The organism is Clostridium massiliamazoniense, from assembly GCF_001403635.1.
GTDB lineage: Bacteria > Bacillota > Clostridia > Clostridiales > Clostridiaceae > Sarcina > Sarcina massiliamazoniense.
The window spans coordinates 1058345-1070581 of the sequence record NZ_LN879468.1; the positions used below are offsets into that span (position 1 = coordinate 1058345).

Genomic DNA, 12237 nt, shown 5'->3' on the forward strand with positions numbered 1-12237 from the left:
TATTTTAAAAGTATATTTTCATTTTAGTTGCCCTCTTTTAATAAATCCTTTTGAGTTTTTAATGCTATAGCACATTCAATTCTCTTCATTTGCATTTTACATCCTACTTCATATGGTACATGTATGTCTTTATTGAAGTGGAAGTTATTTGCTTGACATCCACCACTACAGTAGAATCTTGCCCAACATTCTCTACATTTTGGTTTGTTGTAAATATGAGCTTTTTTGAAGTCATTTGACATTTGTTTTTTAGTTATTCCATCTTCAACATTTCCTATTATGAAACTTTCATCTCCAACAAATTGGTGACAAGGATAAATATCTCCATCTGGTGTTATAGCTACATATTCATGTCCTGCTCCACATCCAGCTATTCTCTTATAAACACAAGGTCCACCATTTAAGTCTATATTGAAGTGGTAGAACTTAAATTGTCTATCATTTTCTTTTGCTCTTCTTAACATTTCTTTGTATAACTCATCATATTGAGCAAATATTTGTGGTAAATCTTCTTCTCTTAATGAAAGTGGATGATCATCTGGAAGTACAACTGGTTCTATTGATACTTCATCGAATCCTTCATTTACTAAGTGCATTATATCTTTGAAGAAGTCTGTGTTTTCTCTAGTAAATGTACCTCTTGCATAATATCTTTTATTCTTCTTATCTCTTCTATCAACTAAGTTTTTGATGTTTGGTAATATTCTATCGTAGCTTCCTGTTCCATCAATTCTAATTCTTATTTTATCATTAACTTCTTTTCTTCCATCAATAGATAATATTACATTTTCCATATTTTTATTTAAATATTCTATTTTTTCATCATTTAATAAAGTTGCATTAGTAGTCATAGTAAATCTAATGTTTTTACCATGTTTTGGTCCAACTTCATGACCATAGTCAACTATTTGTTTAACTAAGTCATAAACCATCATTGGTTCACCACCAAATAAGTCTACTTCTACATTTCTTGAATTTCCTGAATTTGCTATAACAAAATCTATTGCTTTTTTAGCTGTTTCAAAGTCCATCGGTTTTCTACAGCCATGATATTCTCCTTTATCAGCAAAACAATATGAACATCTTAAGTTACAGTCATGTACTATATTTAAGCATAATGCTTTTATATGTGATTCTGTATTATCAGCAATTGCTGCATGCTCTTCAAAGATATCCTCTGAATATAAATCTCCCTCATTAGTTAAATAAACTAAATCTTCATAAGCTTCTTTTATATCTTCATTACTATATTTTCCCTCTAATGAAGCTATTATTTCTTCTACTTTAGGTAATTTGTTATCATCTAATAACATATCATATATAAGTTCATCTACTAAATGAAAACTTCCTGAGTTAACATCTATTACATAATACTGTCCGTCTTGTTCAAATTTGTGTATTAATGACATTCTTAAGCTCCTCTCTCTTCTTTGCATATAATTAAAATCAATATATTCAGACCTAAATTATTTTTAAGCTGTAATTATGGCAGCAACCTAAAGATTGCTGCCACTTTTTGGTTTACTATTACTTGTCTTGTTCGATTTCACAAGGTAAGTTTGCTACTGTAGCTGAAGTTTTACATGCTGATTGACATGAGTTGTGACATTCTTTACATGTAGCTGTACCTATGTTCTTTTTTAAATTTGATTTGTTTACTGTCTTTATATGCTTCATTAATCTCTTCCTCCATCCATAAACAATTCAGAAATAATTTTATCACACTATTATCAAATTTTAAAGAAGTATTTCGCAATAAAGATATTTTTAATAAAATTATTACTTAAATTACCATTCTTTATTTTTCCATTCTATAATCGCCTTAAAACTATAGGGATTGTATCTAAACCCTATGATACAACCCCTATGGATAAATGCTTATTTAGGCAATAATAAGCTGAAAGCAAGTTTTAAATTATAATAACTTATCTTCTAACTTTTCGCCTTTTTCTAATTTTGAACTAACTGCTTTTCTCATGATTTTTAATTTAGTTCTTTCTGATTCTATTACTAATTCTTCACCATTTATTTTAATAATTATTCCAATGATTCCACCCTTAGTTATGATTTTATCATTAACTTTAAGTTCTTGTATCATTGCAGAGTAAACCTTTTGTCTCTTCTTTTCTGGTCTAACAAGCATAAACCAAAAGATAGCGATTATAAAAATGAATGGAACAAAAGCATAAATTAATTCTAAAATATTCATTTATGCAACCTCCTAAAATATTATTTGTTAACTAAGCAAGATTATTTTTTCTTTGACCAAGCTTCAAGTTTTTTAGCTTTAAATTCTGCATAACAATCATTATCTATAGCTTCTCTTATTTCTTCCATAAGTTTATTATAGAAGTATAAATTATGAAGAACTGATAATCTCATAGCCAGCATTTCTTTTGCTTTAAATAAATGTCTTATATATGCTCTTGTATAGTTCTTACAAGCTGGACATTGACAATTTTCATCTATTGGTCTTTCATCTAATTCATACTTAGCATTGAATAGATTCATTTTTCCTTCTGATGTGAATAAGTGTCCATGTCTACCATTTCTAGCAGGAAGAACACAATCAAAGAAGTCTACTCCTCTTTCAACTGCTTCTAGTATATTTTCAGGTGTTCCAACACCCATTAAATAAATTGGTTTATCTTCTGGAAGATGAGGTACAACAGCATCTATAACTCTATACATATCTTCATGACTTTCACCTACTGCAAGACCTCCAATTGCATAACCATCTAAATCTAATTCTCTTATTTCTTTAGCATGGGCTATTCTTATATCCTCGTAAACTCCACCTTGGTTTATTCCAAATAACATTTGATTTTTATTAACAGTATCATCTAATGAATTTAATCTATCCATTTCAGTTTTACATCTCTTAAGCCATCTAGTAGTTCTTTCTACTGATTTCTCAACATAGTCTCTTGGAGCTGGATTTTCTATACATTCATCAAATGCCATAGCTATTGTAGAACCTAAATTACTTTGAATTTGCATACTTTCTTCTGGTCCCATGAATATTTTCTTTCCATCTATATGAGAGTTAAAGTATACACCTTCTTCTTTTATTTTTCTCATACCTGATAATGAGAACACTTGGAATCCACCTGAATCTGTAAGAATAGGTCTATCCCAATTCATAAATTTATGTAAACCACCCATTTTTCTAACCACTTCATCACTTGGTCTTAAGTGTAAGTGATAAGTGTTTGATAACTCTACTTGACATCCTATTTCTTTTAAATCCATTGATGAAACAGCACCTTTTATAGCTGCTAAAGTTCCAACATTCATGAATACAGGAGTTTGAATAGTTCCATGAACTGTTCTAAACTCTCCTCTTCTCGCTTTACCATCTTTTTTTAATAAAGTATAATTTTTTGACAACTTAAATTCACTTCCTTTTCTTCTAGTAACTATATTCTAGTTATAATATTATTCTATAAACATTGAATCTCCAAAGGAGAAGAATCTATATCTATTTTCAACAGCAGTTTCATAAGCCTTCATAGTAAGCTCTTTTCCTGCTAAAGAAGATACTAACATTATTAAAGTAGATTCTGGTAGATGGAAATTTGTTATTAAGTTATCAACAACTTTCCACTTATAACCTGGGTATATGAAAATATTTGTCCATCCACTACACTCTCTTACCATTCCATTTTCATCACCTATAGTTTCAAGAGTTCTAGTTGATGTTGTTCCTACTGAAATTATTCTTCCACCATTCTTTTTTGTGTTATTTATAATTTCAGCATTCTCTGCATCCAATTGATAGTACTCAGAATGCATTACATGTTCATTTATATCATCAACCTTAACAGGTCTGAAAGTTCCAAGACCTACATGTAAAGTTAAATAAGCTATATTTACACCCATTGCCTTTATTTCTTCTAATAACTCTTTAGTAAAATGTAACCCTGCTGTTGGAGCTGCTGCAGAACCTTTTTCTTTAGAGTATACAGTTTGGTATCTTTCTTTATCTTCTAACTTCTCATGGATATAAGGTGGAAGTGGCATTTGTCCTAGTTCATCTAAAACTTGTTCAAATATACCATCATATTTAAATTCAATTTCTCTATTTCCTTCTTCACCTATAGCTGTTACTACAGCTTTAAGTTTACCATCCCCAAAAGTAAATTCTGTTCCTATTCTAGCTCTTTTACCTGGTTTCGCTAAACATTCCCATTTATCTCCTGAAAGTCTTTTAAGTAATAAAAACTCTATTTTACCACCTGTTTCTGACTTTTCTCCAATTAATCTTGCTGGTAATACTCTAGTGTTGTTTAATACTAAAGTATCTCCTTTTTTTAAATAACCTAATATATCATGAAAATGCTTATGCTCAATATTTCCTGTTTCTCTATTCACAACCATAAGCTTTGAACTATCTCTTTTTTCTAATGGATGCTGAGCTATAAGTTCTTCTGGTAAATCAAAATAAAAATCTTTAACTTTCATAAGTACACACCTTCTCTAAATTTAATCTTCAAATAAAGTACATTGGGCTGCATTCCCTACTTTTTTGTCTTTTCCAAAACTTCTATTTAAATGTTTATAGGCCTTTTCAGTTGCCATTCTTCCTCTTGGAGTTCTTATTATAAAGCCTTTTTGTAGTAAATAAGGCTCATAAACATCCTCAATGGTATCTAATTCTTCTCCTATAAAATAAGAAAGAGTTTCAATTCCCACAGGTCCTCCATTAAAGTTATCTATAATTGCTCCAAGTATATTATTATCTACTCTATCAAAGCCTTCTTTATCTACATCTAAAAGTTCTAGAGCTTTTTTTGCAGCTTCTTCATTAATTTCATTATTGCAGAGTACCTCTGCATAATCTCTTACTCTCTTTAATAATCTATTGGCTATTCTAGGAGTTCCTCTTGACCTTCTAGCTATTTCTAAAGCTCCATTGTAACTAATTCCACAACCTAATATATGAGCACTTCTAATTATAATTTCTGTTAACTCCTCGTGAGTATAATACTCCATAGAACAAAGAACACCAAATCTATCTCTTAAAGGCGCACTTAACATTCCTATTCTAGTAGTAGCTCCTATTAAAGTAAACTTAGGTAAATCTAATCTTATAGACTTACTTGAAGCACCTTTTCCTATGATTATATCTAAAACATAGTCTTCCATAGCTGGGTATAATATTTCTTCCACTGATCTATTTAATCTATGAATTTCATCTATAAATAAAACATCATTATCATTTAATGTTGTTAATATTGCTGCTAAATCCCCAGCTCTTTCAATAGCTGGTCCTGAAGTTATTTTTAAGTTTCCCCCCATCTCATTAGCTATAATATTAGCAAGAGTAGTTTTTCCAAGTCCAGGAGGTCCATATAAAATAACATGATCTAAAGCTTCCCCTCTATTTTGAGCTGCTTTTATGAAAATATTAAGTCTTTCCTTAACCTTTTCTTGACCTATATATTCATTTATTTTTTCTGGTCTCAAACTATATTCATTATTTAAGTCAAGCTCAGTTTCTGTAGAAGTAACTATTCTGTTATCCATAAATTAGCCTCCTATCTCATTAATATTTTTAAAGCTTCCTTTATAATATTTTCAATGCTTTCTGTCTTATCAACTGATTTTAAAGCCTTATTTGCTTCTTTATCACTATATCCTAAAGCCATTAATGCATCTAAAGCTTCTTCTATGTTTCCTAAGTAATTTAATTCTAAAGTATTTCCATCATTATCTGAAGCTAAATTACCTTCAAGTAATTCATCAGGAGTAATTTTATCCTTAAGTTCTAGTATAATTCTTTGAGCTGTTTTTTTACCTATTCCAGGAGCTCTAGTTATGTGCTTTTCATCTCCAGATAAAATTGCATATTTTAAATTATTAACAGTACTTATTGATAATAATGAAAGTGAAGCCTTTGCACCAACTCCATTAATTGATAATAATTTTTTAAACATCTCTAATTCTTCTTTTGTTGTAAATCCATAAAGACCTATAAAATCTTCTCTAACAATTTGTTCAATATAAAGTATACTCTCTTCCCCCACCTTAGGCATAGTTGCCATAGTATTTCCTGATGTGAAGATTTTATATCCTATGTTATTATTTTCTAAGACTACATAATCCTTATTAATCCCTATAAATTCACCTTTTATGTATTCATACATATATGCTCACTCCCATAGCCTACTTTAAAATATATAGTAAAATCTTTTCATTTACTAAAAAATAATCTACATAATACTTTAACACGAACAAGCTATATTATCAATAATTATAGAAATAGGGGCTGTATTACTACAACCCCTAATAATTAGCTAGTATAAGCAGTTAATGCTTCTTCACATTCTTCTCTAGTATCATAAACATTAGAAAAATTCTTTATTTTTTCTTGGTCAACTTCTGGGAAAATATTTATAGGCACTTCTGTTATATCTTCTGCCTTTTCTATATAAACATTACCCTTTTCATCTGATTTATAAATAGATAGCTTCCCATCCATAGAACCTATATAATATTTATTAGGTTGAAGACCTGTTCCATCTTCTTTAAAAAACACTGCATTAGAAACATCTTTTGTTTTTTTCTTAAATCCATCTTCAGCTAAAATTTTTTCTAATTCAGCTTCTGTTAACTTATCTACCTTTAAACTATTTTTTAACTCTCTAATACTTGTTTTATAGTATATTTCTTCTACCTTTTCATCATTCATTCTCATAAACATAACTATAAAATCATCACTTAGAGGCTTATTTTTTTCATCTAATGCTACTCCTGAAGTTGTCTTAGATTTATCAGTTAACTTTCCTAACTTATAATAATAGCTAGCTAAATAACTTCCACTAAAGAAAACTATAGCTAAAGCAACCGCTATAACAAGCCTAGCTTTTTCATCTTTAAAATATTTAAATAATTTCAAATTCATCACCTCTCTATTGGTGATTATTGTCAATTATTTATTTTTTATACATCTTAAATAAATTTTTATCTATCTATAATTATTGCTTATTTTCTTCTATTAACTTTTCAATCTTTTTCTTACATCTTAAACCCTTACATCTTCCATCTCCAGCACCTGTTGAAGATTTAAGTTTTTCATAGGTATCTATATTATTTTTAATAGCATTTATTATTTCACTTTCCTTAGTTCCTTTACATTTGCATATTATATCCTTATCTTTTAAAAAAAATCCCACTTATAGTTCCTCCTAATTTTTATCTAATGGGTACTAAAATTCAGCTAGATTCAAAATTCTACCTGAATTAAGCCTTAATTTATCCTTTGATTACTTTGTCACCTTTAAAATATAAACTATTACCTTAGGACATAGTCAATGCAGATTTTAAAAATATTATATACTTCTTCAGCTTAAATATTTTAATTATAAAAATCATATTAGCTACTAAGGTGCACATTGCTTTTATATATATAAAATTTTATAATCTAACGATAAACATAAATATCTAAATTCAAAATAAAGTAGGTGTATTATACGGATATGTATTTAAAAACAAAAATACCAAATTTTCAAATAAGATTTGCAACTGAAAAAGATACAAAATTAATTCTTACCTTTATAAAGGAATTAGCAGAATATGAAAACTTATTAAAAGAAGTAGTTGCTACAGAGGAAATTTTACATAATTCTTTATTTGTAAAAAAACAAGCAGAAGTAATAATAGGTGAGTATAATGGAGAACCTGTTGGATTTGCTCTATTCTTCCATAACTTCTCTACTTTTTTAGGCAAAGCTAACTTATATCTTGAAGATTTATATGTACAACCACAAATAGGCCACAGAAAAATAATATCCCCCTATTGTTTTATGTCCTATCTCTATATTTTATAACATATTCCTTCCCCTTTAAAAATCAAGCTATATCAATACATTAAAGATTTATACTGCAAATATGATCACAAGATATTCCAATCTCTTATATATTATTTTCTTATATTTAAGCAATAAAACAAAACTTTCTACTCCCAGTGAATAACTACTCTTTTATCTGAATCTATAGACTTTATTTCTAAAGAATTATTATTTTCATCAAGAATCATTTCATTAAAGTTAGGATTATATCTTCCAAAAAGCCTCTTACTTTTATAATTTTTCATTCCAACATCTTCCCACATTATATCTATAAATTGTGTCTCATTATCAAATGCAACTTGTACTGGAACTTGTTTGCTAAGTATACTTTTACCATTTGAATTTGAAATAACACTTATATTTACATCAAATTCTTTGTAGTTACAATTATGAATCCTATGAAACTGTTGTAATGAATCTAAACTATTTAACAACATATTTCCTTTTAATTTACTTCCCATAATAAATCCTCCAATTATAATTTTTATTTTATTATATACAAATCTTCTTAATTCTATGAAATTTATAAAAGAATAAAGAATTTATTTAATTTCATGCTCACTTAAAAACTTTTCTATTTCTTGTTCGCTAATGTCATCCTTGTATTTTTCATCAAGTACCCATTTAACACTTTCCATAAATAAATTAATAAATAAATTAACTTTACAATTTTTCCTATAATACCAAGCCATATCTCCCCAACTTCTTGTATTACTTCTTTTTTCCTTATTGCATCATCTATAAACACGAAAAAAACTCCTTTGCTAATGTATTGCCTATTTTCTAACTGACAATACTTCAACAAAGAAGGCTTTTTAAATAACTTTCTTTATTATTCTAAGTATTATTCGTCCAATCCTTCATGGAATATTGCATTATAGTAAACTTCTTGAATATCACAGTTCTTTAAAATTCTAATCTATATTCTACTAAGCTTATAAATTAATATTATAAATTAATTAATTTCTAAAACATTTCTAACTGTTTAACTGCTTCTATTGATTCCTCACTTTTCTCTTTAACTTCTGAAAAGTAATGATTTGCTATTTCAATTTTTTTTACAACTCTACTTCTACTACTACTTGAAGTTTTAGTTTGTTTTCTAAACTCATCATCACTCCTCATTTCATTAATTTTTGTCCAAATTTCTTCCTTACTCAACTTATCTATATATTCTATATTATTTGAAAAAGCTATCATTATTGGGTCATACATACTAGTTGAAAAAGGTAAAGTTTCCAATCTAAATACATCTGGACCTAAGTCATTTATCTTTTTCATAACTCTCATAAATATTTTTTCTTCCTCACTATAGTCAAATTTAATATCCCCTTTGCTTACACCTAACATATATGCATCCATATGTTTTTGTATATGTTTATACTTTGTACCTAGATTCTTCAAAGTAAAATATCTTAATACTAATTCTTCTAAATACATTCTTTCTTTTGAATCATCCTTTTTACTTACATTATCTTCAAATTCTTTCTTTTTTGATAAATCAACAATGAATGCATTAAATCTATTACTGTATCCTCTAAAAATACAATTTCTTATTTCTTGTTCGCTTAATTTAACCCCACCAGTATTTAACCTATTAAATAACTCATATCTCATTTCAACATCACTATCAAATCTTATTATTTCAACCCTACAAATAGCCCTTTTTAAAGCCAATACATATCTTTCTGGTAATGTATCAATTGTAAAACCTTCTAATTCCTTAATCAAAGAACCTTGTGTTAATTTCAAATTATTTTTATCCTTAACTTTCAATTCACCAAAAAACGACAATACTGTTGATAACCTTTGTAATCCATCAACTAATTCCCACACCCCCTCTTTAGTTTCAGCAACAAAAATAGGTGGTATTGGAATACTTAATAATAATGATTCAATAAATCTAGTTTGTCTTTCTTCCTCCCATCTAAATGCCCTTTGAAATTCTGGTGAAATAACTATTTCATTATTTTTATACATATTTATTATTTCACCAAATGTTATATCTGCCCTATCTGGTTTAACTTCTTGCCTTTTATCTGTTATTTTTTCTATAAGTCTTTCTTGAAGTCTAATTTTTCTATCTTCCTCAACTGATTTAATTAAATTCATAAATCCAACCCCTTTTTAATTCTATCCTCTTCAATATTATTCATTAATTTAAACTTTTATTTATTCTCTCATTAACTTTTCATTAAAATTTTCTTCACTAATAACTTTATTTTTAATCTTAACAGGTGGTTCTAATATATCTTCCTAAAAAACTTCAATGTTTTTATAAATTCTTTTAATATTTTCCCTTTCCAATAATACTCAATTAATATTGATGCAATAAGTAAAACTCATTATTTATTATAATTCTTTAAATTGTATTTATTAAGAATCTATCAGCTTCAAAAATATTTTTTGCTTCAATTTCCCAGATATCATAATCATTTTTATTGACATTCATTAATAAACATAATTGATTAAAGTTATCTATCCAATTACTTGTTCTTCCTTTGATAATCTCTTTTTTCCATACGATCTAATTTCATATATAATACTTTTTATCTATTTAATACCATATATATTGTAATTTATTCTAATATGTAATGCAACATATTAATTTTATAAGATACATTAAACACTACTATGTATATTTCAACTGCTCTTCTCTATTTATGGTATAAAAAAAGACAATGAAATTTAATTCACTGCCTAATAGATATTATCTAACTTTTAAATTCATCAATAGACTTATTTTAACACTTATTACAACTATATCACTATCTTGTATTCCTTATAAATATCTTTTTGTTATACTTATATCTCCATATCCTAATACTCAACTTAATGAATAAACATCTAAACTATTCCTTAATTGTGCTTGTACAAAATAATGTCTACAAGTATGTAGTGAACACCTTATTTCTATTCCTACTTTTGCCTGTTTACCACATAACTTAACAGCATTTTCTTCTGCCTCATCTTTTATAACACTATCTTTAATATATATTTCCCTTGCTCTTTCATACTTTATCATTATTTTTTCAATATTGGACTAATTGGATCAACCCTTTCTTTTCTTCCTTCACCCTTAATATATATAAAAGTATCTTTTATATCTAATATACCTGATGTACAAAGTTCAAGATTTCTAATACCAGTATCAATTAACACTGCTACTATGCATTTATTTCTTGTTTCAAGAAAATTCTTATAGGTATATACCCTTAACCCCCTTCAACCTCTTCATCATTAAAGGTTTTAATTACTATTTTTTCCTTTTAAATTCTGCACCTGTAACTCAAAAATAAATTCTTTTACAATATCATCTACTAACATAAATAAAAAGCCACCTTTCAAAAACAAATTATCTGTTAATCTGCTTTGAAAAGTAGCTTCTAAATGTATACCATAATCATAACTATAGTTTTTATATACATTTATCATAATGAAGAAGAACCTAATCTACTTCATATTGCTTTTATCTTCTATAAAAATACTGTTAATATTGAATTACACTGTATTCAATAATATTATTCATCCCATCCTTCAGGGAATATTGCATTGTGGTAAACTTCTTGAACATCATCGTCATCTTCAAGTAAGTCAAGCATTTTTTGGAATTTCTTAGCATCATCTTCGTTGATTTCTGTTTCTGTATCAGGAATCATTTTAACGTCTGCTTCTAAGAATTCTATTCCTTCAGCTTCTAAAGCTTCTCTTACTGCTGAGAAATCTTCTGGAGCAGTTTTTACTACGAATACTTCTTCTTCTGCAACGAAATCTTCTGCACCAGCTTCTATAGCCATCATCATGATTTCTTCTTCATCTCTATCTGCTTTTTCTATGATTATTTCACCTTTCTCTTGGAACATGAAACCTACACATCCTGAAGTTCCCATGTTTCCGCCACCTTTAGTGAAAGCACTTCTAACGTTTCCTGCTGATCTATTTTTGTTATCTGTTAATGTTTCAACTATTACAGCAACTCCTGATGGACCATATCCTTCATAAACTATTTTTTCGTAGTTTACGCTATTAGCTTCACCTTCTGCTTTTTTTATAGCTCTATTGATATTATCATTTGGCATATTTGCAGCTTTAGCTTTAGCTATAGCATCTCTTAATCTTGAGTTTATTTCAGGATTTGGACCTCCCTCTTTAATAGCTATAGCAAGCTCTTTACCTAATTTAGTAAAGATTTTACCTCTCTTAGCGTCAACTTTACTTTTTCTTGCCGCAATATTTTTCCATTTTGAATGTCCTGCCATCTTCAATTACCTCCTACGTTTTATAGCAAAATTTCAATTTTAAAATATAAATTAATCCCCGTAATAGAGTTCTTTTAAAATATTTCATTATTCTATGAATATATAAACTGAGACTTAATTCAGGT

General features: G+C 28.0%; 15 protein-coding genes and 1 pseudogene. 1 reads left to right on the forward strand and 15 read right to left on the reverse strand.

The features are described 5' to 3' along the window. Positions 1-23: 23 nt before the first annotated feature. The 9 genes from scfB to ARA19_RS11950 form a co-directional block, all read right to left on the reverse strand. Complete coding sequence (scfB, locus tag ARA19_RS11910) at positions 24-1409, reverse strand: thioether cross-link-forming SCIFF peptide maturase (protein ID WP_055071188.1); 1386 nt, start codon at positions 1407-1409, stop codon at positions 24-26. Between the two features lie 118 nt (positions 1410-1527). Continuing rightward, positions 1528-1677, reverse strand: a complete 150-nt coding sequence (gene scfA, locus ARA19_RS11915; RefSeq protein WP_055071189.1) for a six-cysteine ranthipeptide SCIFF — start codon at positions 1675-1677, stop codon at positions 1528-1530. Positions 1678-1915: 238 nt separating this feature from the next. After that, positions 1916-2209, reverse strand: coding sequence for a preprotein translocase subunit YajC (gene yajC / locus ARA19_RS11920; protein WP_055071190.1), 294 nt, complete (start codon positions 2207-2209; stop codon positions 1916-1918). Positions 2210-2250: 41 nt separating this feature from the next. Then, the gene (tgt, locus tag ARA19_RS11925; protein ID WP_055071191.1) at positions 2251-3390 is read right to left on the reverse strand and encodes a tRNA guanosine(34) transglycosylase Tgt; all 1140 of its coding nucleotides are present in this window, start codon (positions 3388-3390) and stop codon (positions 2251-2253) included. 48 nt (positions 3391-3438) lie between these two features. Further along, on the reverse strand, positions 3439-4464 hold the full coding sequence (gene queA / locus ARA19_RS11930) for a tRNA preQ1(34) S-adenosylmethionine ribosyltransferase-isomerase QueA (RefSeq protein ID WP_055071192.1): 1026 nt from the start codon (positions 4462-4464) through the stop codon (positions 3439-3441). A 21-nt stretch (positions 4465-4485) separates the two neighbouring features. Beyond that, the gene (ruvB, locus tag ARA19_RS11935) at positions 4486-5529 is read right to left on the reverse strand and encodes a Holliday junction branch migration DNA helicase RuvB (RefSeq protein WP_055071193.1); all 1044 of its coding nucleotides are present in this window, start codon (positions 5527-5529) and stop codon (positions 4486-4488) included. Between the two features lie 11 nt (positions 5530-5540). Next, positions 5541-6149 carry a Holliday junction branch migration protein RuvA gene (gene ruvA, locus ARA19_RS11940; protein WP_055071194.1) on the reverse strand — a complete coding sequence of 203 codons (609 nt, stop codon included), beginning with the start codon at positions 6147-6149 and terminating at the stop codon, positions 5541-5543. Between the two features lie 146 nt (positions 6150-6295). After that, entirely contained in the window at positions 6296-6901 is a 606-nt protein-coding gene (locus ARA19_RS11945) for a hypothetical protein (RefSeq protein ID WP_055071195.1), read from the reverse strand. 79 nt (positions 6902-6980) lie between these two features. Further along, the gene (locus ARA19_RS11950) at positions 6981-7178 is read right to left on the reverse strand and encodes a (2Fe-2S)-binding protein (RefSeq protein WP_084764487.1); all 198 of its coding nucleotides are present in this window, start codon (positions 7176-7178) and stop codon (positions 6981-6983) included. 303 nt (positions 7179-7481) lie between these two features. On the opposite strand from ARA19_RS11950, the pseudogene ARA19_RS11955 reads away from it, so the two are divergent. Further along, positions 7482-7775, forward strand: a pseudogene (locus ARA19_RS11955) (N-acetyltransferase family protein); the annotation flags it as partial. 185 nt (positions 7776-7960) lie between these two features. Here ARA19_RS11955 and ARA19_RS11960 read toward each other — a convergent pair. The 6 genes from ARA19_RS11960 to ARA19_RS11980 all read right to left on the reverse strand — a co-directional run bounded on the left by ARA19_RS11960 (position 7961) and on the right by ARA19_RS11980 (position 12112). Next, entirely contained in the window at positions 7961-8314 is a 354-nt protein-coding gene (locus ARA19_RS11960; RefSeq protein WP_055071196.1) for a hypothetical protein, read from the reverse strand. 505 nt (positions 8315-8819) lie between these two features. Beyond that, a complete protein-coding gene (locus ARA19_RS11965) occupies positions 8820-9965 on the reverse strand; it encodes a DUF262 domain-containing protein (protein ID WP_055071197.1) in 1146 nt (381 codons plus the stop codon). 715 nt (positions 9966-10680) lie between these two features. After that, positions 10681-10878, reverse strand: a complete 198-nt coding sequence (locus tag ARA19_RS11970) for a hypothetical protein (protein WP_055071198.1) — start codon at positions 10876-10878, stop codon at positions 10681-10683. Then, positions 10878-11015 (reverse strand): site-specific integrase, encoded by a 138-nt coding sequence (locus ARA19_RS17890; protein ID WP_157452253.1) that lies wholly within the window; start codon positions 11013-11015, stop codon positions 10878-10880. The genes ARA19_RS11970 and ARA19_RS17890 overlap by 1 nt, the downstream gene beginning before the upstream one ends. A gap of 87 nt (positions 11016-11102) precedes the next feature. Next, entirely contained in the window at positions 11103-11288 is a 186-nt protein-coding gene (locus ARA19_RS11975; protein WP_055071199.1) for a hypothetical protein, read from the reverse strand. Between the two features lie 86 nt (positions 11289-11374). After that, positions 11375-12112 carry a YebC/PmpR family DNA-binding transcriptional regulator gene (locus ARA19_RS11980; protein ID WP_055071200.1) on the reverse strand — a complete coding sequence of 246 codons (738 nt, stop codon included), beginning with the start codon at positions 12110-12112 and terminating at the stop codon, positions 11375-11377. Between the last annotated feature and the right edge of the window lie 125 nt (positions 12113-12237).